We start from the raw sequence: 22,990 nt of genomic DNA on the forward strand, positions 1-22,990 counted from the left end.
GTTGTTCATCTTTAGATTGGATTCATTTCGTTATGTCTCAACCTTTTATTCTTTTACTATAGGAACATTCTTAAAAAAATGTTCTCGAATAGCTGCCGATTTAACTGTTTTATTTATCTTTTCTTTATTATCATCTATAAATTGCTGTGCTTTTTCTTTATCAAATAATTTATTACTATCCGGTAAAGTTTTAATGTTGCCAGAAATAAACTGTTCCATTTGTTCTCTAGATACTGAGAATTTTTGATTGTCTACTTTAAAACTGTAACCTTGAGCATTAGGCACTAATATTGCTAAATAAATAGCATTGTAAAGAAAGTTTTTCTCCAATGTATTCTTACCGTCAAACCAATATTTTAACGTTTCATCTTCTGAAAGAGAGCCCGCTTTAGTACCATACGTTATTTTTAGCGTTTTATTATGTAAATCAATTTCTTTAAATTTTTCTCCTCCAGGCAAGTCCCTTACGATAGCTACCACGTTAGAATTATTTCCAACATAAGTTCCGCTACGCTCTTTAAGCTTTTTTACATCAACAGTATTAATGCTTGTAACTTCTTCTTTTTGAGAACAGCCGGTTATGCCTACTAGGAGTAATAAGATTAAACAAAAAAATACCTTAAAATATCTCATAAAAAGCCTCCATTTTCTTACTTTAATACCCTTATGTGGATATTTCATGAATTATTAGTGTATCGTAAATAGGCTGTCTTGAAAAGGTGTAGGTCCTTTTGTACAAAATACCCTTTGCTATAGAAAACGTTTTTGTCAACTGCTAGTAGAAGAAAGGAATTTTGAAATATGAAAAGACCCCAAAGCTTTCTTGAAAAAGCGCTTTGAAGTCTTCATTTCTCTTTTTTTACTTTTAAGAGCTAATCCCTACAATTGCTTCGATAATTTGGTCCCAGTCCTCACTATGAACTTCATGTCCTGTACCCTCAAGAGCTATTAATTTAGCATGAGAAATAGCTTTTGCAAGAGCAAGTCCATGTTCATAAGGAAGTGCCGGATCTTTTGTTCCATGAATAATCAGCGTAGGTGTGCTAATTTCACTCAATCTGTCATAATATTGGCCTCCTCCTTGAAGTAACGCATGATTAAATCTACTCGGCAGCTGTTTGGCGCGGGCAGCTTCTCTTTTTGCTAGCTTATACATTCTTTCCTCTTCATAAGGTTTTGTTCCACTTAACGTTTTCCATCCACCTGCAAGGTAGTGAACGGTTGCCTCTTGATTTGACCAGTCTATGGAAGTACTTTTTGTATGATAATCAAGTATACGCTGGTCCATTGGAGGCAATTTTTCCGCCTCAGTTCCAAAAATGCTTGATGCAATTAAAGTAAGGGAATCTATGCGTTCGGGATATCTAAGAGCAAGAATCTGACCTATCATCCCGCCCAACGACATTCCAACAATATGAGCTTTTTCTATAGAATAAGCATCTAAAACGCCAATTGCGTCATCAGCCATATCCGTTATTGTATAGTTAGAAGTACCGGGTGGATAAGTGGTAGAGCGGCCTAAATCACGATGGTCGTAACGAATAACAAATCTCTCCCTTTCAGCGAGGCGAAGACAGAAGTCTTCATCCCACCAATCTAACGAGGACATTGCTCCCATTATTAAAAGTACAGCAGGATTCTCTGGGTTCCCAAAACTTTCTGTACAAATCTCTACTTTATCTATTTTTAGTATTTGTTCATTCATTTGTGTACCTCCTTTTAAGTGTTAGAAAAATGAAAAGCAGCCCTTTATTCACTTCTCTAAAATGAGAATATTTCCTTTTTGAATTTTATTTAGGTAATCGATTGTTCCGTCTGTTACCTTATTGACTAGAATAGAGCAGGAAAGTTGAATGCACGTATGGAAAACTACTAATGTGAGGTGAAATAAGAATGGATGATTACTATGGAGAGCTTTGCACAAGGTTATACGAAGTTGATAAATCCGTTGCAAAGAGAAAAGAGCTGGAGTTTTATCTTTCCTTTGTAAAAGACCAAAATATGAAAGTATTAGAACCGATGTGCGGGAAAATACTTTTAACGATTATAAAGAAAAAAAGTGAAATTGAAGAACTAGTAGATTGGACTGAAACAAATAGAGTATCTTTTAATAAAGAAATCATCGTCGTTTACAAAAAAAGCTTCTACGATAGAAAAGCGAGCTCTTTGAATACTAAGATAAAATATGAGCTACTTCAAGGAAATTAGACAAAAAAGGTGGAGATAATGGATTTCCCTCTTCGACTTTATGGCTCAGAAGAATTTGAACGTATCCTTAGCTCTAATGGATTTAACAATCTTACTGTTCATGAAGTAAAAGATGGCTACGGAGAAGGCATGTCATTCTCTGTCTATGAGTGCAGAATATAGACATTGTAATACCATTTAAACTTTGATTACCTTTTTCATTCATTACAACTTGATAGATTAATATACATATACAGGATTGCTGAAATCGTGTGCTATTGGTGAGCATATAAATTCAGCGTTCCCATGAGGAGATGCTTTATGAAGCGATTAATAAATAAAATTGCGATTGTTACTGGTGCTAGTCGGGCAAAAGGTATTGGTACTGAAATATGCAGGGAGTTAGCTAAAGAAGGCGCAGATATTTTTTTCACTCATTGGTCAAATTATGATCGTTTAATGGATTATTGTAATGAGGATGATTTTAATTGGTCGAAGCATCTGATTGAGGAGATACGCAGTCTGGGAGTACGATGTGAATCGATGGAATTGGATTTATCACAGCCCGATGCATCAAGAAAACTGCTTGATACAGTTCAAACCAAACTGGGTTCTCCATCAATCCTTGTAAATAATGCAACACATTCTGTAGACGTAGATTTTCGTTCGATAGATGCTGATGTTCTCGACGCTCATTATAACGTGAATGTTAGAGGAACATGTCTTTTAACTGTTGAGTTTGCACGTCTAATCGAAGGCAAGCATGGCGGTCGAATTATTAATATGGTATCAGGTCAAGATAAGTCACCTGAGCCTGGCAATTTGGCTTATGTTGCCACCAAAGGTGCCGTTTCTACATTTACTAAATCAGTTGCTATTGAATTAGCACCTCTTAAAATTACTGTTAATGCTGTAGATCCTGGACCAACTAATACTGGGTGGATGAGCAGTAAGTTGAAGGAAGATTTACTGCCGAAGTTCCCAATGGGTCGACTTGGTGAGCCCCGGGATGCCGCAAAATTAGTTGTTTTTTTAGCAAGCGAAGAAGCAGAATGGATTACCGGACAAATTATCCACTCAGACGGTGGCTTTTGGTGATTTAACATAGTAGCGGTCTCCCGCTTTTTTAGCGGATTTTTGTATGAAATAAGCAGTCAAAAAGATCTTCGAATGAAGATTCTTTTTTTATAATGTAAAGTAACATTAATGGGCTATGAAGGGAAAAGTACGGGCTGTTCTAAATAGATGGTGAAATAAGGTATATCATTGTGGTAAATGTTTTATCACTTTCACTTATTAACGACAAATCGGGTATATTCAGGGGGAATATTTATATGTCAGGCTTTAAGGACGAAGAAATACTAACAGGAGGGAATGTTTCTAACGTTTACCGCTCGGGAAATACCGTACGACGAGAATTAAAATCAGATAGTCATAAATTTCATAAGCTATTAAAGCATTTAGAAAACAAGGGATTTACTTATGCACCAAAATTTTTAGGCATTGACGAAAAAGGGAGAGAGGTCTTGTCATTTATTGAAGGTGAAGCTGGTAATTATCCCTTGAAGAAATATATGTGGTCCGATGATGTTTTGATAGAAATAGGAAAAATGCTCCGTCTTTATCATGATTCAGTGAGTGATTTTTCATTTGATGACAGCTGGAAATCAATAGATAACACGCCTAAACCATTTGAAATACTATGTCATAATGATTTTGCTATATACAACATTATTTTTAATGATGAGAGACCAATAGGAATTATTGATTTTGATGTTGCTGCACCTGGGCCAAGACTTTGGGACATTGCTTATACTCTTTATACGTGCGTCCCTTTGAGTAGATTTTATCTTTCTGAAACAGGTGAGAAAATTCATTATAATTCATCACAGCATGCTCAAGATAGAAAGCGCAGAGTGAAATTATTTTTTGAATCTTATGGCGAAGAATTACAAGAAGGTTATTTGGAAATGGTATTGCTGCGATTAGAGGGGTTATGTAAAACAATTACAAGAAAAGCTAGTGAAGGTGATATTGCGTTTCAAAAAATGATAGACGAAGGGCATCTTGAGCATTATCAAAACGATATCAAATTCATTTATGAACATACAAAAGAATGGATTTAATTTTAATAGAGGAGCCCTTGTCATGCGAATTATTAATATTAGAGAACAGGTAGAGTACAAAGACAAAGCTATTGAATATACTCAGCGTAAGTGGGCGAGTAAAGAGAATTTAAAGCTTTACGAAGACTGTATTATACATAGCTTAAACACAAATAGTTGTCTTCCAGTCTGGTACCTGTTAGAAGACGAAGGAGGAATTATCGGCTGCGCAGGGCTTATCACCAACGATTTTATAAGTCGAATGGATTTATGGCCCTGGGTGTGTTCTCTTTACATTGAAGAAAGTTATTGAGGTAAATCCTTAGGTGAGCAACTTCTTTTAAAGCTGAAAGAAGATACGAAAAATGCCGGATTTGATAATCTTTATTTATGCACCGACTACGTTGGATACTATGAAAAGTATGACTTTTCATATATAGGCGATGGTTATCATCCGTGGGGGAGTAGTTCAAGAATCTATAGGGCTAATTTAATAGGTTAACTATCAATTTTTTTATAAAATGTTTTTAGCTGTTTCAATCATTGAATAGCGGGTATAAGTTGATTATACAAGCGTAGCCCCCCCAGGAACATGCATGTATATTTCTTTTTCTTACTTACCCTATTGAATCCTCTTTTTCATGGAGGATTCTTTTTTATGTCTAAAAGAAGACTTCTCAGACTATATACATCAAACACCTTAAACATCCCTTATGTATTTTATACTCACTGAATCTAGGTCACGTTACAAGATGAAAGAGATTCAGAGGTCTCATGGGACTGTGGATAAATGTAAGAAACCTTGCAGAAATACTAAAGACAGGTATAGCCAAATTTTTATTTTATAAAATATTTTTATACTTTTACGCGTTTTGCTTATACCAATTTTTGCTTTCTTTATGGTATGTACTATAAGTGTATAAGGAGGTGGAGTTATGCCAGGACGTCGTAGTGGAGATCGTCGTACATCTCAATCTCGTTCTATAGTAGATAATTTTCGAAGAGGAGATAAAATTCAAGTTTTTTCTGCTGGAAGACAGCTTGATGGAAATGGTACGTTTATTCGAGCAGAAGGCGGATTTTTAGTATGGGAAGATAATTCAGGTAATAGAAATACGACTAGTTTAGAAAGTATCAGCGTTCGCAGATTAAGAAAACGTAATTGCTAATAATTTGGACAGGCTCTGATTTTATATAAATAAAAAACACCTTCAAGCTGATAACTGGGTATGGGGTACCGAGCAATCACTTGGAGGTGTTTTTTCTCATGGGAAACATCAGAAATAAGTTTTTTGACAGTATCACTTATAGATTAATACTTTTCATAAGACGGAAGGTTTCAAGAAGCAAAACGTTTAACCCTAGCCATACTCCCCATACCAGCCACCAAGATACTTCCCACCCAGCTTAAATGTCCTTGAAAAGCAAGAACCCCAGCGTAGCCCATGAGCAGCTCCCCTGGAAGAGGAAGTGCAAGAAGTTCCAGCATCAATGCTAGAAACAGCACGATATATCCGTATTGATTTATATAAGATGTGATAAAATCCATGGTTTGTCCTTCTTTCATAGTATGTATGTATCTAAAGCACAGTCGGTAAGGCGAATATGCTTACATGCGATTGAAATACAAAGGTGAAAAGATTAATTTCACCTTTGTATTTCTTTTAATGTAGCACTATTTATTAAAAAACTGGATTTTTCATTAATTTTTAATGTTATTTTTAGCCTATTTTTAATTACAAAACGTAGACTGAAAATGTGCTATTTGAAAGCTCAACTTAAGACTGTTTGTTTTTCTAATAAATAGTGTAAGGAGTTCCTAACCAATCTATGTAACGAAAAAGAAGAAAAGATATACCCTACAAATCGATTAAAAAGGGGAACTACCCATTATTACTTTTTTATCAGCAGAGCAATTCTTTAATCGCCTAAACAAAAGAACAAAAAGATGTGCTGAAAATTCTAAGTTTTACCCCACAGCACAAGCATACAAACTACAAGGAGGGAAAAGTCATGAATAACCGTGAACGGGATAAATACTTAATTCTTTCCGCTACGTTTGGAGAAGGACATAAACAAGTGGCAAATGCGATAAGTGAAGCAGTAAGTAATGTCGTTGCTGATGCTGAGCCTATTACCATTGATATCATGGAGTGGGTTCATCCCAACCTTTATCCAATCAGCCATTATATTTATAAAAAAGGAATTAAGAAGTTTCCACAAGTGTATAGCTTTTTGTATGAAAAAACTCGTGTGAAAAATTCTTTTTCCGTTAAGTTAAATTCGATCTTTTTATCGGGTATGGAAACCGTGCTTAAAATCATACAGGAAATAAAGCCGAAAGTAGTGGTTAGTACCTACCCATTTGCCGCGGGAATTATATCAAAATTAAAAGAGCAAGGGTTAATTGATATTCCAGCGGTAACCATCATCACAGATTATACGGATCATTCTTATTGGATTCATTCCTGTACAGATCAATATGTGGTAGGGTCTGCTCGATTGCGTGATCAATTAATTGCGTTAGGGGTAGAGGCAGATAAAATTAAAAACACAGGAATACCTGTACGGAAAAGATTTATGGATGTTCTTCCAAAGGATCTTCTCTTAGAAAAATATATGATTAATCCCAATATATTCACCCTGCTCATCATGGGAGGGGGCGACGGATTTTTTGGGAAAGGACTTTCAACCTTTAAGGCCTTAGAATCCATTTCTACACCGATGCAACTTTTTATAGTATGCGGTAAAAACAAGAAGTTAAAAACACAATTAGAGTCGGAATTAAAAGACTCGAAGCATGACGTGAGAATTTTGGGATATTGTGAAAAGGTTGAAGAATTAATGGCTATTTCAGATTTAATGATCAGCAAGCCGGGGGGAGTGACAACGTCTGAGGCAATGGCGATGGATTTACCCATATTAATTTACCATTCGTTACCGGGACAAGAAGAAGACAATGCAGAGTATTTATGTCGTTCAGGATTCGCACTTTCTGTAAAAACAGAAGAAGAGTTGGTTGCGCGGGTCGAAAATCTGGTTCATGATTCAGCACCTTTAAAATGGATGAAACAAAGAATAAAAAAATACCAAACTAAAACGTCATCCATAGACGCTCTCCATGTCATTGTCGAAGCAGCAAGACGTAGTCCATTACTCAACGTAAATGATAGAACAATACAAAAGCAAAAGGAGATAGAGGTGAGTATATAATATGGAGTTCATGATTTCTGCTATTATTTTTTTAATTTTATTATACACCGTTATTCCGTATTTCCTATCACGTGGTCTAGGAGTAAACGTAGTTAAAAGGGGAAGGGATTTATCGAAAATTGCTTTTACGTTTGATGATGGTCCGAACCCTATTTATACGCCGATACTTCTTGATTTATTGAAGAAAAATGAAGTGAAGGCAACCTTTTTTGTGGTCGGTACCAAAGCAGAAAAGTACCCTGAACTGATTCAGCGAATGCATAATGAAGGCCACTTAATCGGAATTCATAACTACGTACATCACTCCAACTGGTTTATGTCGCCTTGGAAAGTTCAAAAAGGGCTGAAGGATACAGCCAAGGTGATTGAAGCTATCACGGGAGTCGAGCCTAGATATTATCGCCCGCCTTGGGGAATGCTTAATCTTTTCGATTTTATCAAAAGAGGTAAATATAAGATTATTCTATGGTCAACCATGGCGGAAGATTGGCGAACCTCTGGCGGAAGCGAAAAGATTAAACAGCGCCTAGCAAATATAAAAGGCGGGGACGTGATTTTGCTGCACGACTGCGGTGATACGCTAGGGGCGGAATCTGAAGCTCCAAGAAATACAATTAATGCGTTAAGAGATGTATTAAAAACAGTGAAAACGAAAGGATTCACTTGTGTCCGTGTTGATGAATTGGTAGAGAAGCTATAAGTAGTACGAGAACTATATTTATTAAAGCTCACAAATGACATTTTAATTCTTGTCATTACCCTAACTAAATATCTTCTCTGTTATAAAAAGAACCTCTATTTTAAAGAGGTTCTTTTTTATGGTCAGTAAAAATATATGGTAATATAATCATATATTGGCTATATTTATAATTTCGTGATTTTTAAATTCTGTGTTGAATCAGCAGTCAATCTAAACGACATCTATGAAAGTAGGGTAGTTCTTGAAAAAAGTTATTTTGAAATTCTTGGTATATTTTTTAATTTTCTTTGGAGGAAACGTAATAATTAATATGCTGTTTACCTCTAATTTTGATCTTTTAACAGCATTTTCAACCGCTTTTGGAGTTTCTTTTGGAATTGCTATCTTTGGGTATTGTACACATAAAAGAGGCAAGGAAGCATAAGATGCTGTGTTTTTGACCCACTACATAAAAGATTTTATGAGAAACGTAAATATCATAGTATTAAATTATAAAAATGTTGAGGTTTGAGATGGGGAATTTGTTGAATTACATTTATTTTTTTATGGCCATTTTAATTGGCTTGTACTTTTTTATCACCAATAAGCACTCTAGAAAGCCACTATTCATGTTGTTACTATCGATGCTTTTATTTTATAGCAGCGCGTATTCTTTTTACTATAAGACTTATCCAATTAACTTACTCAGTACATTATCAATACTTGTGTTTTGGTGGATCATTCTTTTATTACTAAGAGAGGTTTATTCTAGAGAAGAAAATGTTTTCTGGAGTCTTTGTTTAATCTATGTAGCGCTATACCACTTTTTACATTATTTTTTTGATTCATTGGCTCAAAAGAACTTTTGGTATGGGTCTATTTTTTATGTTTATACAAATGTAGGATTACTTCTGCTTGGCTTGTACTACTTCGTGAGAATCTATAAAAATAGAGCCGTACATTAAAATAAATAAAGCTCCTTGTAGATGAATTTTTAAAATTCTTGTTGCGTCAAATTTTTATAACAGATTGCTTTGCAGAAAATCAATTATTTTTCATCATTTAATAAATAGTATTAAATCTCATGGACGCCTTGTATATTTTTATATTATTTACCGCAATTTAAAAGAAAAAGGTGAGGCTGATATAATGGCTAAAATAATTCCATCCTTATGCATTTTGCTGGGGGCTTATGTTCTTATTGTATTCATCGACATTTTCCAGGGAAACTATATGTTTCAATCGTTTTATAACCTAAAACAATATTTTGTAATTGCTCGTGGGGAAGATTATTTTTTGGTTATTTTATTTGCTTTAATATTCCTTACTGTTAGCATTTTTCCTGTTTTAAAAAAACAATAGCCTCCCTTGTCATGAAAGGGTAGGCTTTATTTTTTGCTTAATATATGCTGTAATCAGCAATAGGATAGGAATTGCTATATGAAAAGGGAGGTGTAATAAATAAGGAACAACTTTGAGCCCTTCATTTATATGAGCTTGGTAGCTAGGAGCAATCATCAGTGAGGAGAAAAAAATAACACCACCAATTAGATAAATGTTTGTAACAGAAGGTTTCATACGAAACAAATCAGTTGCCCCAATCACGGCACAAAAGAAATAGATGGATATTTTAACAAAACCTAAAATGACCATGAGAATAAGAATAAAGGTATCCAGCCTTTGAATAAAACTGGCTATGTTAATGTAACTCACAGCTGTAAGAGCTGGGAAAGAAGATCTTAAAACAGTCTCTGGTCCGAGTACACATAAAAGAATAATTGAATTAATGGTTAAGACAATCCCTCCTATTATAATGGCGGATAGTCCAATTGTTGCAGCCTGACTTTTTTTATTCAAATAAGGAAGAAGCATAGTAAAGGTAATCAATTCTCCGAAAGGGACAGTAATGCCAAGAGGGACTAACTCTTTCCCTATGTTTCCCCATCCATTTGCTAATACGGGTTGAAGGTTTTCCACTTTGATATAACCTCCTACTACATACAAAACGTTTAATATAAAAAGAGTCAGTAAAATAACAACAAAACATAAGCATGTAACTCGTGCGAATGCTTCTATTCCCAAGTGAATACTATAAATTAACACAAAGGTCATGCATATGCCGAGCGTAATAATCGATGTAACATAGTAAGAAGAGCTAATTAGTAATTCTTCAAAATCACGTAGTACTCTAGAAGCAATATAAACAAAATATATAATATAGCAAAAGCTAATAACACCGCCTACGTATTTACCCCAGATTTTAATAAGATAGCCGGTTAAAGGCATATTAGGGTATCTCTTGTATAAGGAGATATAGACTAAATACAGTACACACCCAAAAATAGTAGCCAAAAAGGGAACGATCCATGCATCTTGCTTAGCAGCCTTTCCTATATCTAAAAGTAGCGTACTGCCTAATATGAAGATAAACATCATACAAAATAATTGAAATCCATCGATTTTTATTTTAGTCAATGCTTTTTCAGCTCCTCATCTAATTTACCTCATAAGGATTTGTTCGCCTTCCGGTATTTACAATACTGACGTTCACCTTCATGGATATCTTCGCGCTTGAAAATAGATTCTCCCAATTCTGTTTATGCTGACGCCAATAACTAGGATTGGTTCGAGATAAGCTATCACCAAAGCCAAATATATCTGACTTTTCTTTTTGTGCGATAACAATAGTTTTTGTAATTTCCTTTTGTAGTTCATTTTGGGCTTCTTTTTCCAACTCCTTTAATACCTTAGGATTGCTTAAATCTTTTTGGCATGATGTTTCCGTAATTTCTCCCATAATATTCAAATCTGTATGAAGAAAGGGTTGACCATGACGGATTTCAGTTTTTATTTGGCTTTTTATTCCTGTCGTTACAATGGTGATATGTTCATTTCTGCTGCATTGGACAACAAGGGCTGTACTCTTCACTTTAGATGTAACAAACTGGACAGAACGAGCCGTCTCGTCGTCCAGCCATCGAACTAATTTTCCTTTTCTAAACATAGCTAATCCTTTTACCTGCATAGCACTTGGGTTGGTACTCTCTAAATTGCCTGCTTCTTCTGACTGCTCAGAGGGTTTGTTAATATTGATTCCAGGAAGAGATAGATCTTTTCCCTCACTCAAAAGCATAGAAATAACTTCATATGCTTGTACATTACTAACTATTCCATACATTTTTTGATTGTTCTGGGTTGTACTTAGGATACTTTTGACTGGAGTAACCTCAAAAGGCTCAATCACACCAAGCAATTTTTCAGCAGTTCCATCACGTGCAATAAAAACTGGAATACTGGTACGAGCTTGTTTGCCGCGATCCAAGGCATCAAATAATGAGCTAAGATCATTTCTTGCTAACTTTTCACCTATAACGATAAGTGAGAGATGTGAAGTAATATGTTCTCTTGGAATAACGACGGAGGCTTTTTTTAATGCTTCCACTAACGATTTGGCAGCTACGGTGTAGTTAATGACAGGTAGACCCTGTCCTCCCGACGAACTGCCTTGTGACAAACCACTTGGGTTAATAATCTGATAGGTTACTTTATAGGGTTCTTCCGAATTTTTATTCTCATCAATTCCCAGTCCTATAATGACTCCTATTTGGTTCAATTCTCGATAATTCGAACACCCTGAAACACATAAACAAAGGGCAGTGATCCATAAAAGTGAAAGGTAACTTTTCATTTTTCATCCTCATTCATCTTTATGTGGCTTCTATTTATTTTGTTGTTTTCTTAAAAGAGATGGTAAAGAGAATCGAGCTAAAGTATCCTTTTGCTCTTTAAAATCAAAGGGGGCAAAAGGTGAAAAGTAGGGGACACCGAAAGATCTTAGACTACTTATATGAAGCCATATACATAAGGTCATAAGCAAAATTCCATATAAGCCAATAAATGCTGAAATTAGAATCAAGATAAATCGAAAGCCCCGGGCCGCATTGACAATGCTAGTAGATGGCAGTGTAAAATTGCTGATGGCAGAAATAGCAACAATGATCACAACAGCCGCTGATACAAAACCTGCTTCTACAGCTGCTTGTCCTAAAATCAGTGCTCCTACAATGGAGACTGCTGGTCCGATTGCTCTAGGCATTCGGATTCCTGCCTCTCGCAACATCTCAAAAGCTAGTTCCATCACTAATATTTCTACAATTGCTGGAAAAGGAACTCGTTCTCTTTGAGCCATTAAGCTGACCATTAATGTGTTTGGAATAAGTCCCTGATGATGCGTAATCAATGCTAAATAGATAGCAGACGCATACATAGAAAGAAAAAAAGAACCAAATCTCAAGATCCTTAAAAAGGAAGCAATATAATAATTTTGATAATAATCTTCGGGAGACTGAAAAAATTGAGAAAAAATAGCGGGTGCAATTAAAACAAAAGGTGTTCCTTGTACAATAATAGCAATTCGTCCCTCTAATAAATTTCCTACAACGGCATCAGGTCGTTCTGTATTTAATAGAAGTGGAAAAATAGTGGTCCTATCATCCCGGATAAATTCTTCAATATAATTCGACTCAAGGATCCCATCTACCTCAATCCCTTTTAAACGTTCTTTGATTTCTTCTACAATACGTTCATCTGCATTTCCTTGAATATACATGATTCCTATATCTGTGTGAGTTACGCTTCCAATTTTCATGCTGTCTAAACGTAAATTAGAATCCTGAATTCTAGCTCGTATTAAAGAAGTATTCGTCCTTAAATTCTCTGTGAAACTATCTTTAGGTCCCCTAACAACCGTTTGACTGGTTGGTTCTGTTACTGCGCGGGACTGAAGTTTTTTTGTAGTGCCAATGAAAATTTTAGAACTTCCATTCATTAGTATGACCGTATCACCAGTTAAAACTGCTGACACAAATTCATGCCAATTCTCTTTTATAGTCAATTGAGATACAGTCAACATCCGAGGTATTTGTTCTTCTATCTCTTCGACGGTTACTACTTGATTACTTTCTTTAAACCACTGAATAAGAGGAGTCATGATATTCTCATTTATAATGTTTTCATCTGCTAATCCGTCAAGGTGAATAACGGCTGCTTTTAACGTGTTTTGATGCGGAGACTCAACCATTCGAAACGATACATCAGAACTATTTCCTAATTCGTTCAATAGCCTCTCTATATTTTTATTTACATCATCATATAAGGGAGTTGCTGAACAAGCTGTTGTCTTTTTTTTATTAGGGCTTTTCAGAAGATATCTTTGTCGCACGTTTTACCACCTTTTATATGAGTGAATATTTGTTATACAACGAGTAACGTTATCATTCCTATAAAATGTAAAAAATATGTACGTGAGGAAAATACATAAGATGTTTTTATTGCCGATATCGTACATTATGATAACTAAAAATGAAGTGAATATTCAAATTGGTTGATTCCAAAATTCCCAATGCAAAAGAATAAAAAGCCCTCTCTTAAATATAAGTGCTTAGAGATTGGGCTTTTGTATAGGAATATGTTCAGCATTATAAGTGAATTTCTACTTGGAATGCTTTTCTCTTTTATGCCTTAACAGTCTGTTTTTTTACAGGAATGTAGATGTCAATCTCTTTATTTTCTGAGCCATAACATCTTTTGTCGTACAGTTCAAATTCCATTGATCCGTAGTGCTCATAACCCGATTCAGGGAACCATTCTGTAAAAACATAATTCCACGTGGACTGAATGGAAGAAGTAAAAGATTCTTCATTTGATTTTGGTGTAGTAAATACGGCATATTCTAGTTCAGGGAAGCTTCTGTAAACTGTTCCTTCAGGTGCTGGAGTGTCTTTCTCAACTTCCATACCAATTACATAAACAAACTCACCCGTTTCAGGATTAAAGTCAGTGCAAATACCAAGCTCCACGTTTTTGTTTATGGGATGGGGTATTCTAGAGCCTAATCCATTTTGCATGTACTGTTGCCAAAATTCAGGAATGTCTTTATTATTCTGGCTACCCTCGTTCTTTGTTTTTAGCTCATATCCAATGACATAAAAAGCAGGTTTAGTGACTAGTTTTGGTTCCATCTTATTTCCTCCTGACAAAATTGTGGTAGTTAGGTAGGCTTTTCCTCGCAGCGGTCCAGATATTCTTCTTGCGTTACGGTATTGTTTCGGTGAAACATCATAAAATTTTTTGAACGCTCTGTTAAAAGACTCTTGATAGTGGAAACCAACATCAAGTGCGATATCAATGACTTTTTCATCTGTGAAAAATAAGCGTTCTGCTGCGTGCGTAAGTCTTCGTTTCCTCACATAATCCATCACTGATTCTCCAACCATGGCTTGGAAGACACGGTGATAGTGAAAAGGAGAAAAACAGGCAATTTCTGCTAACTTTTCTAAAGTGATTTGTGTCTCCAAATTCTCCTCAATGTAATCCAGCGTTCTCTGTATACAAGTTACATAATTCATTTACATTCACCTACCTTACGTTCACTATAACAGCAAACAAATCTTTGTTCTTAACATTTTTTGCTATATTCAATTAGGTGGGGGGACTTTTCCAATATACGCCTCTAGATGTATAGTCCTAAGAGGATTTTAATGTTAAAATTTTCTATGTAAATTAATGGAACAAATACATTGTTAAAGGGAGCGTTTGAATTGAAAAAACTTTGTTTTAGCTTAATAATTATTTTTTTATTAGGCGCTTGTTCTTATCAGGAAAGTACAAAAGAAGCTAGTGGAAAAATTGTATTACCAACTTCCATATTTAGTTCATCGAAAAATAATGCTGTAATTGATGAAAAGGAAATGAAAGAAAGTATAAAGACATACTTAGATACTAGCGAAGATTTATCCAATATCAGTGACCAATTTGAAGAAATTATGGATTCTGATCAACAGCTAACTAAAGCTGAAGCGAAAAAACTCGAACAACTAAACGATCTGGTCAGAGAAAATGATCGTAACTTTTCCACCTATATCTCGCACAATACTCTACCAGAAGGATATAAAAAAGAGTCAGAGAGAATTAGCCGCTTTATTAAGGGTTCCAATCAAATTTTGGATGAACTGGATCAAGCAATCGATGACATGGTTGAGCGTATGAGCGAAGGAGATTTTTCTGAAACAGAAATTGAGTCAATTATGAATAAAAATGAAGGTGTAAATGGAAGGGAACAGAAAAAAATAGAGAATTTTCTAGATGACAAAAATATTGATACAAAAGCTTTTGGACGAAAGAGTTAAAACAATTTAATAGGTTTGCTTTGGTTAGGGGGAGTTTACTATTGGAATAGTTAAGTCTACAAACAAACTTGCATTTTCTATTATCTATTTAGTCTTCGGTACAGCTTTGGGGATAGCAACCAAATATTTAGATACTGTTGCAGGTGTTGATGGAAGTTGGCGGATGAATATTCTGCCATATTTTGGAGGTTTGTGTTCGAGGACAGGGATTTGGGTACTGATTGCTACCCTTATAGCTGCGTATAGTAAAACCAAAATTAGTGCGGCTCTTAATACATTCGTGTTCTTTATAGGAATGCTAACAGGCTATTATATATATTCCGCTTTTTTATTTGGATTTTTTCCAACTAGTTATTTTTTACTGTGGGGAAGTATCGCACTAGCGTCTCCGTTTCTAGCAGCTATTGTATGGATGGCTAAAAATAATTTACGTCTAGCTTGGATATTACCAGCTTTGCCTATGGGGTTATTGTTAAGTCTTTCTTTAGCGGTTGGAATATTTTACATACATGTAAACTATATTGAAGAATTCATTATGTATGCTGTTTTATGCGTAGTCTTTTACAAAACTCCAAAGCAGCTAGCGGCAACAATTGCTGTTTCGTTTATTATTTCGTTTGTTATCAAACAAGTGAGTCCATTTCACTTTTGATTGTTCTGAAAAGAACTATTTTTTTAATTCTTTATTCAATAGCATAATGAACTTCTTTTGTACCTTCTCGTTACGAATTATTCTAAAGACACGGAAGCTACTGTGTAGATAAGATCGCACTCGTCTATTTCCAAAAAGTAGTGCATAGTATTCCTTGTTATCATAAACGTTTTTGAACCAGTGCTGCTGTTTTAGCAACAAAATATGTTTGTTAATTTTTCGAGTATTTAAAGGCCTAGGAGTATCAACAATAGGACCTAAGCTTGATAAAAAATCAGATAAAAAATCAGTCATTTATACATCTCACCTTATCATCTATGTATTATCTATTATAACTGTATTTAAGTATTTTTATAGCTTAAATGAGCTTTTATAGTTTTGATATCTGCACTACTGATAAAAACGATTCTGATAACTAACTATAAATACAATCCATAACGGTTTTTACATATATATTCTTTAAAATACAGTAATTAGGAAACTTTTAGAGGAGTAATTCGTATAAAAGGTAGGAGGTGATGGATATTAACACTGAAAAACGTCTGGATGAAATTGAAAGAAAATTAGATGATTTACATAATAAGATAAGTAATCAAGAAAATAGAGCAAAGTATAAACCTATCTTTACAGTTGTACTCATTCTATCTGCAATTCTCATATTTTTTGTGCTGATAGGTGTTGTAAGTTTTTTCACAGGTTAATTTTTTTACTAGTCTCTCAGAATTATTTCTGGGAGACCTTTCATTGTTTAAACTAACGGCAATTTGTTTTATATAGAATATGCCTGAGGATAAAAGGGGGTAAAATTATAATGGAAGGTGAAAAGAAATGTTCCACATTTAGCGCATCTTTCAAAATCTACGAACAGTTTTTAAAAAAGATCTTACATATGTTCTTTACTAGATAATATTCTATGCGACGTTAACTAAAAATATATAGTTTAATACAATATAAGTTAGTAAAAATGTCATTATACTGTTTACATGGAGGACGAGGATGAGAAAGTTTTGTATTGCTTTATTTAGTCTTTTCTTTTTTGTTTCATTAGTTGGATGTCAAAGTAAAGTTGAGGATCCTTTAGAGTTTTCAGGTGAAACTCAAAGCTGGTCAGCTACTATTACGTTATATCCCGTTGAAAATAGTAAAGAAACAGCTCAAATTAACTTAAATTATCTAGGTGGTAAGGTAGAAAACGTAGGGGATTTTGGAATTAATTTAGACACTTCAAATAATCAAAATGGAATTGCAGTGAGAGACGCAAGGTTAAATGAAGAAGGGAATTTTAAAGAGAAAGTAAAGGTTGATGCTAGTGAAGGTATAATGAAATCTAAACATTTGATTTTAACTGTTAAATGGAATGACAAATCAGAAGATGTTGTTTTAAAAGGTAAGTAATTCGAGAGAAAAAGTACCCCATACTCATCTATATCAAGTATTCCCCCAGGTCTTCAGAATAGGGGCACTATACGAACATTTTTAAAAATCTAATAGAGGATTATTAATGCTCACTTTCGTCTATTTCGTCTTATTTTCACGTAAGTAGTTGGTGATGTACCAATGACGTTCCCGCATGAATCTAATGCTTTGACTTGAAAATAGGGACCACCTGCCTCAGCATGAATATCTGTTTCAAATCCAGTACGAGGGGTACTAAATACCACTACTGACAATTTAAAAGGTGTTGGTCCCGCCAGCACCTGCCAAGCGACTGTTTCTGTTGAACCATTCCATGATGCGTAAACTGTAGCTTCACCGTTGCGCAATAAGTCTACAGTTATGCTAGGCGGATAAAGTGGGAGACCTACCCACTTATTTTTAAAGGCTCGATACGAAAGATTCTGATTTGGATACTGCATATCATATAACAAATTAAATGAAGGGTTTCTCCGTGTATTGCCAGCGTTCCTAAATTCCGAAAGGTACGGTTCTTGTCCCCACCCAATGAGTTGATTTCCATTGGAAAGCTTTTGCGCATTTCCTTGACTTGGAACATATAAAGCGGGGTCATGATAATATGTTCGATCTACATTTGCAACCTTGTGTTTATAATCTAAGTGAAGAATTAAACCACGCGCTTGCCCTTGAGGTGGAGAATCAGAAGAAGCACAGCAGGCATTGTCAAACAAGCTTATCCTGTTTTCGGACCTGTAGCGCGCATCATGCTGCCAAGAAAATTTAGCGTTCGGTCCAAGCCTAAAATCACTTTGCTTTCCACCAAGTTGCCAAATTACCTTTCCCGTTTCTTTGTCAATATTATAAATAGCCCACATACTACGCATGCTCACTAAAAGTGTATTGTTTGGACCTTCTTCGACTGAATTTACGTGGTAACAATCCCATATATTATTAGAGCTTGTTGCGGATGAAGCAGGTACCATCGAATCAGCTGGATTAATATGTTTAAGTACATCCCAAAAGAAAAGAAGCTCTCCCGTCTCAATGTCTATTTCTTGAATAGAGTAATTACTAAAATACCCGTTTAAGGGCCCTCCATACTTAGATAAATCTGCAGGTACTTGTTTTACCGCCGTAAATAAAGCCGTATTCCGTTTGGTGATTGTAAACTCGTGCAAATCAGAGGTAAACCCTTTTTTAGCAAATAACTTTTTAATGACCTCATAATGCTGATTGATAATTTGAAAATAAGCACCAGGCTCAGGTTCACCTACTGGAAGGTTAGGGTTTGAAGTTTGAGTGCCTGAAATTGTCCCATGCCACATCGTAAGAACAGGGTTCCCGCAGTATATTTGTACTCGAAAGTCTGTATTTTGGATATACCTACTAGCAAGCGGTCTAAACCACACTGGATTACCCGTCTGATCCATAATTAGTGCGCCGGTCTGTCCAATCATCGCTGCTCCATATACCGTATAGGGTGCAACAAATAATAGGCCGGGAGCTGTTCCAGGCTTATTAATATTAATGGTAACCTTCATGGGATGTAAATTAGGAGCTGAAACAAAATTCCATACTTGCGGGTTTGGATGATCAGTGGATGATTGTGAATTAAAATTATCCATTCTCACTCTCATCTCCTCTAACTTTTATTAGTAAACACTGTCTCTTGAGCTATAAATATGTCATTCGCTTCAAAATATGTACATACATGTTAGGTTTACTGGTGTCTTTTGTTTATTTGAAACGGTTATATGTAAGGTAGATAAAATAAATATAAAAAACGAGCTCTTAGCAGATAAGAGCTCGTTTTTCTTGTTCATATACGATTATATATTATCAATACAGCAATACTTTAATTGTGTTTAAAGTTGAAAACCATGCAAAAGAAAAGCAAATTTTTGTGTATATATTATTCGTCAAGATTTAAAAAGATGATCAAGCTTTGTCTTTATGTAAGCTGAAATTTTCATCTTTTTCTTGAAAAAATTCTATAAAAGGTAAAAACTAAAGCCTATCGCAATGTAGGTACCAACAAGTAAAACACCTTCGAACCAGTTGGAATCACCATCGTTCACAACGGTCACCGTCATGAGAGCGGCAAGAATCATCGCAATCATTTCCGCTGTATTAAACACAAGAGGCAAGAAATCATACAAGTATGAGAACAGAACAAGTATAGGAGCAACAAACATGGCCGTTTGGACGGTTGAACCAATGGAGATCTCCACCATTACGTCCATTCTGTTATTATAGGCCATGGCAATTGCTGACACGTACTCTGCAGCACTTCCCACTATGGCGACAACAATAATTCCAATAAAAACGTGACTCCAGCCTAAAGCAGCACCTACTGGCTCAATGGTACCAACAAGTTTCTCACTAATATAAGCTAGTACAATTGTCGCCAGTCCAAGCACAACGATTGCTTTCTTTTTTCCCCATTCTGGTTTCTCTCCATTTTCTTCTGCGTTTCCGGTGAAAATCCCTTTATGCGTGACAAGTTTAAAAAGAAGAGCAAGCAGGTAAATGGTCAGCATCACAATAGCAAAAGAAGTGGATAGAACCTGCATATCTTTATCATCCAAGCGTTTTGCAAAGATAAACGGCAATACAAAAGTTACGATAATAGCAAACATTAAGAGGGAAGTATTATGTCGTGTTTTAAACACACTAAATTTTTGCTTTTTAAATCGAATACCTCCAACGATCATGGATATTCCACTGGCAAAAAGAAGATTAACAAGAACTGCTCCCGTAATTGAGGAAATGACGATTGTATTTAATCCTTTACTTAATGCAAAAAATGAAATAATAATTTCCGCAGCGTTGCCAAACGTAGCATTCAGTAATCCGCCTGCTGTTGGACCTACTACAACGCTAAGGCTTTCAGTGGAACGTCTAATGTAATTAGCCAAACTAATTAATGTCACGCAATAAATAAAAAACATGAAAATATAATTCCAATTAAACATGCTGCCAATAATTGAAAGAGGTACACCAATAATCATAAAAATAAAAAAGACTTTATTCATATTTTCCTCCATGGTCATTATAGATCCTATAGCAAGAAGAGAAGCTCTATATTATCTTAGCGTTTTTATTAATATAACTCTTAAGACTTTTGTTATTCACATGGAGAGTGCAACTAGCAATTAACTCGATGCATAGAAAGAGAACATACGTAATAGCTGCTACAAAAGGAGACTAAAGTTAAAAAAAGAAAAGAACCTTACAAGATCAAACGTTATGAACTCCTCAGCATAAGCTTCAAAGTATACTGAATAGTCTTTTCTGAATAACTAATATGTATCTTTTACATGCTAAAAAGATATGAATTTTTCAAACGTTTATAATTGACGTTTTCGTTAACGTTAAGTACGGGTAATGTAGTTTATAGAGTTAAAAATAATTAGAATGAAGGACCATTTAAATATGATTCAAACTGGTAATTATCATTAAAGGAGAGAGCTATCATGTATACACTTGGAGAACTATTAGAGCAAAGAGCTAAACAATCTGCTGAAAAAGAGGCTTTAATTTGGAGTACATCTTTCCATACATTTAAAGAATATAATGAACGTGTCAATCAGCTGGCTCATTACCTGTTAAGCCATAATGTTAAAAAAGGAGATCGAATTGCAATTCTATGTCAAAATAATCATCCGTTTCCTACCATTCTGCTAGCTGCATTAAGAATTGGAGCCGTAGCGGTTCCTATTAGCTGGCAGCTGACGAAGTATGAAATTATCGATATTTTAGACAGTGCACAACCTAAAGTTATTTTCTACGACCAAAAATTTCATGAGGTTATTCCTTTTGATTCTGAAATATTAAATGACGTTATTACTTTACAAGTAGGAAGAGAAAATAGTGTGGAGACAGTTGAAGAATATAATGACATTTTTTCTGCGTATTCTATACTAAATCCAAATATACAGGTCTCTCAAGATGACATTGCGATGCTTCTTTTTACTTCTGGAACAACTGGCAATGCAAAGGGCTGTATGATTGAGCATGGTCACGTGTATTCTTATATACAACCATCGAGTCAACGAATAGACTATGAAGAGGATGGTCGATTTCTTGCCTCGCATCCTTTTTATCATATGAGTTCTATTAACAATATTTTAAAATCTGTTTCCAACGGAATGGGGTTGTTTCTGTTGTCAGATCCTACACCAGAAATCATGTGGGAAACGATTGAAACTCATAAGATCACTATGATGTTAGCGTTTCCCTCTACGTATATGCAGATGCTCGAAGTAGTGAAAAATGCAGGGCCAAAGAAATCTTCACTAAAGGTTGCTATTGCAGGAGGAGCCAAAGTTCCTGCTTATCTTATTAAGGAGTATGAAAAGTTAGGCATTAGAATGATCCAAGGGTATGGAAGTACAGAAGCATGGACAGTGAGTGTATGGACACCGGATATGGGAAATAAAAAAATTGAATCGGCGGGTAAGCCTCTTTCCGGTGTAGAAGTGAAAATTATTGATCCCGAATCAGGAAAAGAAGTAAAAACAGGGGAAGTTGGAGAAATTATTATAAAAAGCCCCTATTGTTTTAAAGGCTATTGGCATAATCAAGAGGCGACTGACAAAGTTCTTAGAAATGGCTGGTTCTATATGGGGGACGCTGGAAAGATAGATCAAGACGGCTTTTTATATATTATGGGACGCTATAAAGATGTTATTGTATATGGCGGTGATAATATCTATCCCGATCAGGTCGAAGAAATCATTGAGCAAATGGATACTGTTATAGAAGCTGCTGTAGTAGGCGTAGAAGATCCTGTTTATGGAGAAAAACCTGTAGCTTACGTGGTAAAAGATCCTGTTTCTTCTTTAACAAAAGAAGATATTCTAAATTATTGTAGTGATCGTCTAGCAAGTTACAAAGTTCCGGAAGTTTATTTTATTGATCAACTCCCTAAAAACCAGCTCGGTAAAGTATTAAAAAGAGAACTAAAATGAAGAGGGTTAAAAGCGCGGACTGAATGCAGCCCGCGCTTTTATAATTTATTTTATAATTTAATAGAAGTAATATCATTTTAACGCAAAAATGTTAAGTAGAAAGTTTCCTGATATCAGAGTAACAAATACAAAGTGTATTTTCATATTCAGATTCGTATCCTGTAAATACGAGATTTCTTTCTTTATCATCGTAGTGAAATCCGAATTTCTTTAAATCATCTTTCAAGATATCTTCACTAATTTTAATGGAAGAAGCAATATCTTCATAAGAAGCACCATTATTTAGCTTTTGAACAATCTCACCTATTAACAAGTTACGACCTCCAGTAGCATATGTTTCTTCAGTAATAATTTATCCTAAATACCTGCTTTTATGAAAGTTGTGCGGAAAGCCATTCTAGATTATTAAAATTTGCATTGAGTGCTTCGTTTGCTAATTAGTGAATTAATTATATTTTTTCTTTTTACGATAATCATTAAAACAATAAATGAAAAAAATACTCACAAAAAATCCAACGAAGAGACCAATGAGACTTTCTGATTGAAAATCTTTTTCCCCAATTATTTGGCCGTAAATGATTCTGAATATCACACCAAAA

The 22,990-nt window shown here is 35.0% G+C and carries 23 protein-coding genes and 1 pseudogene; 14 read left to right on the forward strand and 10 right to left on the reverse strand.

Annotation, left to right across the window (positions count from 1 at the left end):
- Positions 1–45 precede the first annotated feature (45 nt).
- Entirely contained in the window at positions 46–633 is a 588-nt protein-coding gene (locus tag AC1VNJ_RS20865; protein WP_482641244.1) for a DUF4825 domain-containing protein, read from the reverse strand.
- A gap of 232 nt (positions 634–865) precedes the next feature.
- A complete protein-coding gene (mle, locus tag AC1VNJ_RS20870) occupies positions 866–1,705 on the reverse strand; it encodes an alpha/beta fold macrolide esterase (RefSeq protein ID WP_482641245.1) in 840 nt (279 codons plus the stop codon).
- Positions 1,706–1,893: 188 nt separating this feature from the next.
- Here mle and AC1VNJ_RS20875 point away from each other — a divergent pair.
- From AC1VNJ_RS20875 to AC1VNJ_RS20895, 5 genes and pseudogenes are all read left to right on the forward strand, one after another.
- A pseudogene (locus tag AC1VNJ_RS20875) lies at positions 1,894–2,370 on the forward strand (hypothetical protein).
- Positions 2,371–2,508: 138 nt separating this feature from the next.
- Positions 2,509–3,285, forward strand: a complete 777-nt coding sequence (locus AC1VNJ_RS20880; protein ID WP_033578569.1) for an SDR family oxidoreductase — start codon at positions 2,509–2,511, stop codon at positions 3,283–3,285.
- A 236-nt stretch (positions 3,286–3,521) separates the two neighbouring features.
- Complete coding sequence (locus AC1VNJ_RS20885) at positions 3,522–4,313, forward strand: phosphotransferase (protein ID WP_098627301.1); 792 nt, start codon at positions 3,522–3,524, stop codon at positions 4,311–4,313.
- Between the two features lie 22 nt (positions 4,314–4,335).
- Positions 4,336–4,605 (forward strand): hypothetical protein, encoded by a 270-nt coding sequence (locus AC1VNJ_RS20890; RefSeq protein ID WP_255287264.1) that lies wholly within the window; start codon positions 4,336–4,338, stop codon positions 4,603–4,605.
- 622 nt (positions 4,606–5,227) lie between these two features.
- Positions 5,228–5,461, forward strand: a complete 234-nt coding sequence (locus tag AC1VNJ_RS20895) for a hypothetical protein (RefSeq protein WP_045289872.1) — start codon at positions 5,228–5,230, stop codon at positions 5,459–5,461.
- Between the two features lie 170 nt (positions 5,462–5,631).
- Here the strand turns inward: AC1VNJ_RS20895 and AC1VNJ_RS20900 are convergent, their stop codons facing one another.
- Complete coding sequence (locus AC1VNJ_RS20900; RefSeq protein WP_482641246.1) at positions 5,632–5,841, reverse strand: hypothetical protein; 210 nt, start codon at positions 5,839–5,841, stop codon at positions 5,632–5,634.
- A 464-nt stretch (positions 5,842–6,305) separates the two neighbouring features.
- Here AC1VNJ_RS20900 and AC1VNJ_RS20905 point away from each other — a divergent pair, with 464 nt between their 5' ends.
- From AC1VNJ_RS20905 to AC1VNJ_RS20920, 4 genes are all read left to right on the forward strand, one after another.
- Complete coding sequence (locus AC1VNJ_RS20905; protein WP_482641247.1) at positions 6,306–7,505, forward strand: MGDG synthase family glycosyltransferase; 1,200 nt, start codon at positions 6,306–6,308, stop codon at positions 7,503–7,505.
- Between the two features lies 1 nt (position 7,506).
- Complete coding sequence (locus AC1VNJ_RS20910; RefSeq protein WP_033578574.1) at positions 7,507–8,205, forward strand: polysaccharide deacetylase family protein; 699 nt, start codon at positions 7,507–7,509, stop codon at positions 8,203–8,205.
- A 241-nt stretch (positions 8,206–8,446) separates the two neighbouring features.
- Entirely contained in the window at positions 8,447–8,629 is a 183-nt protein-coding gene (locus AC1VNJ_RS20915; protein WP_154991493.1) for a hypothetical protein, read from the forward strand.
- A 704-nt stretch (positions 8,630–9,333) separates the two neighbouring features.
- Positions 9,334–9,546: a YczF family membrane protein gene (locus tag AC1VNJ_RS20920; RefSeq protein ID WP_479687719.1), complete on the forward strand. Its 213-nt coding sequence runs from the start codon at positions 9,334–9,336 to the stop codon at positions 9,544–9,546.
- A gap of 9 nt (positions 9,547–9,555) precedes the next feature.
- Here the strand turns inward: AC1VNJ_RS20920 and AC1VNJ_RS20925 are convergent, their stop codons facing one another.
- The 4 genes from AC1VNJ_RS20925 to AC1VNJ_RS20940 all read right to left on the reverse strand — a co-directional run bounded on the left by AC1VNJ_RS20925 (position 9,556) and on the right by AC1VNJ_RS20940 (position 14,591).
- Entirely contained in the window at positions 9,556–10,659 is a 1,104-nt protein-coding gene (locus AC1VNJ_RS20925) for a GerAB/ArcD/ProY family transporter (protein WP_482641248.1), read from the reverse strand.
- Between the two features lie 19 nt (positions 10,660–10,678).
- Entirely contained in the window at positions 10,679–11,872 is a 1,194-nt protein-coding gene (locus AC1VNJ_RS20930) for a Ger(x)C family spore germination protein (RefSeq protein ID WP_482641249.1), read from the reverse strand.
- A gap of 30 nt (positions 11,873–11,902) precedes the next feature.
- Positions 11,903–13,405, reverse strand: coding sequence for a spore germination protein (locus AC1VNJ_RS20935; protein ID WP_033578578.1), 1,503 nt, complete (start codon positions 13,403–13,405; stop codon positions 11,903–11,905).
- Between the two features lie 292 nt (positions 13,406–13,697).
- Positions 13,698–14,591, reverse strand: a complete 894-nt coding sequence (locus tag AC1VNJ_RS20940; protein WP_328171129.1) for an AraC family transcriptional regulator — start codon at positions 14,589–14,591, stop codon at positions 13,698–13,700.
- A 192-nt stretch (positions 14,592–14,783) separates the two neighbouring features.
- Here AC1VNJ_RS20940 and AC1VNJ_RS20945 point away from each other — a divergent pair, with 192 nt between their 5' ends.
- The 4 genes from AC1VNJ_RS20945 (at position 14,784) to AC1VNJ_RS20960 (ending at position 17,418) form a co-directional block, all read left to right on the forward strand.
- The gene (locus tag AC1VNJ_RS20945; protein ID WP_482641250.1) at positions 14,784–15,371 is read left to right on the forward strand and encodes an NDxxF motif lipoprotein; all 588 of its coding nucleotides are present in this window, start codon (positions 14,784–14,786) and stop codon (positions 15,369–15,371) included.
- Between the two features lie 163 nt (positions 15,372–15,534).
- Positions 15,535–16,023 (forward strand): hypothetical protein, encoded by a 489-nt coding sequence (locus AC1VNJ_RS20950; RefSeq protein ID WP_482641251.1) that lies wholly within the window; start codon positions 15,535–15,537, stop codon positions 16,021–16,023.
- A gap of 518 nt (positions 16,024–16,541) precedes the next feature.
- The gene (locus AC1VNJ_RS20955; protein ID WP_014460704.1) at positions 16,542–16,724 is read left to right on the forward strand and encodes a hypothetical protein; all 183 of its coding nucleotides are present in this window, start codon (positions 16,542–16,544) and stop codon (positions 16,722–16,724) included.
- Positions 16,725–17,019: 295 nt separating this feature from the next.
- On the forward strand, positions 17,020–17,418 hold the full coding sequence (locus AC1VNJ_RS20960; protein ID WP_421544425.1) for a hypothetical protein: 399 nt from the start codon (positions 17,020–17,022) through the stop codon (positions 17,416–17,418).
- Between the two features lie 110 nt (positions 17,419–17,528).
- Here AC1VNJ_RS20960 and AC1VNJ_RS20965 read toward each other — a convergent pair whose 3' ends face one another.
- Positions 17,529–19,043, reverse strand: coding sequence for an arylsulfotransferase family protein (locus AC1VNJ_RS20965; protein WP_482641252.1), 1,515 nt, complete (start codon positions 19,041–19,043; stop codon positions 17,529–17,531).
- A gap of 366 nt (positions 19,044–19,409) precedes the next feature.
- On the reverse strand, positions 19,410–20,453 hold the full coding sequence (cax, locus tag AC1VNJ_RS20970; RefSeq protein WP_033578584.1) for a calcium/proton exchanger: 1,044 nt from the start codon (positions 20,451–20,453) through the stop codon (positions 19,410–19,412).
- Between the two features lie 441 nt (positions 20,454–20,894).
- Between cax and AC1VNJ_RS20975 the strand changes: the two genes are divergently transcribed.
- Positions 20,895–22,391: a class I adenylate-forming enzyme family protein gene (locus AC1VNJ_RS20975; protein WP_482641253.1), complete on the forward strand. Its 1,497-nt coding sequence runs from the start codon at positions 20,895–20,897 to the stop codon at positions 22,389–22,391.
- A gap of 91 nt (positions 22,392–22,482) precedes the next feature.
- On the opposite strand, the gene AC1VNJ_RS20980 is transcribed toward AC1VNJ_RS20975, so the two are convergent.
- Entirely contained in the window at positions 22,483–22,704 is a 222-nt protein-coding gene (locus AC1VNJ_RS20980) for a hypothetical protein (protein ID WP_028413859.1), read from the reverse strand.
- Between the last annotated feature and the right edge of the window lie 286 nt (positions 22,705–22,990).

It is taken from the genome of Priestia sp. 3CA3 (genome assembly GCF_056836725.1).

Bases quoted from the DNA above. Each gene is read 5' to 3' on its own strand.
- AC1VNJ_RS20885 (WP_098627301.1), top strand. From the start codon at position 3,522: ATGTCAGGCTTTAAGGACGAAGAAATACTAACAGGAGGGAATGTTTCT.
- mle (WP_482641245.1), bottom strand. From the start codon at position 1,705: ATGAATGAACAAATACTAAAAATAGATAAAGTAGAGATTTGTACAGAA.
- AC1VNJ_RS20955 (WP_014460704.1), top strand. From the start codon at position 16,542: ATGGATATTAACACTGAAAAACGTCTGGATGAAATTGAAAGAAAATTA.
- AC1VNJ_RS20960 (WP_421544425.1), top strand. From the start codon at position 17,020: ATGAGAAAGTTTTGTATTGCTTTATTTAGTCTTTTCTTTTTTGTTTCA.
- AC1VNJ_RS20880 (WP_033578569.1), top strand. From the start codon at position 2,509: ATGAAGCGATTAATAAATAAAATTGCGATTGTTACTGGTGCTAGTCGG.
- AC1VNJ_RS20890 (WP_255287264.1), top strand. From the start codon at position 4,336: ATGCGAATTATTAATATTAGAGAACAGGTAGAGTACAAAGACAAAGCT.
- AC1VNJ_RS20895 (WP_045289872.1), top strand. From the start codon at position 5,228: ATGCCAGGACGTCGTAGTGGAGATCGTCGTACATCTCAATCTCGTTCT.
- AC1VNJ_RS20950 (WP_482641251.1), top strand. From the start codon at position 15,535: ATGAATATTCTGCCATATTTTGGAGGTTTGTGTTCGAGGACAGGGATT.
- AC1VNJ_RS20930 (WP_482641249.1), bottom strand. From the start codon at position 11,872: ATGAAAAGTTACCTTTCACTTTTATGGATCACTGCCCTTTGTTTATGT.
- AC1VNJ_RS20940 (WP_328171129.1), bottom strand. From the start codon at position 14,591: ATGAATTATGTAACTTGTATACAGAGAACGCTGGATTACATTGAGGAG.
- AC1VNJ_RS20900 (WP_482641246.1), bottom strand. From the start codon at position 5,841: ATGGATTTTATCACATCTTATATAAATCAATACGGATATATCGTGCTG.
- AC1VNJ_RS20965 (WP_482641252.1), bottom strand. From the start codon at position 19,043: ATGGATAATTTTAATTCACAATCATCCACTGATCATCCAAACCCGCAA.
- cax (WP_033578584.1), bottom strand. From the start codon at position 20,453: ATGAATAAAGTCTTTTTTATTTTTATGATTATTGGTGTACCTCTTTCA.
- AC1VNJ_RS20905 (WP_482641247.1), top strand. From the start codon at position 6,306: ATGAATAACCGTGAACGGGATAAATACTTAATTCTTTCCGCTACGTTT.
- AC1VNJ_RS20865 (WP_482641244.1), bottom strand. From the start codon at position 633: ATGAGATATTTTAAGGTATTTTTTTGTTTAATCTTATTACTCCTAGTA.
- AC1VNJ_RS20975 (WP_482641253.1), top strand. From the start codon at position 20,895: ATGTATACACTTGGAGAACTATTAGAGCAAAGAGCTAAACAATCTGCT.
- AC1VNJ_RS20920 (WP_479687719.1), top strand. From the start codon at position 9,334: ATGGCTAAAATAATTCCATCCTTATGCATTTTGCTGGGGGCTTATGTT.
- AC1VNJ_RS20910 (WP_033578574.1), top strand. From the start codon at position 7,507: ATGGAGTTCATGATTTCTGCTATTATTTTTTTAATTTTATTATACACC.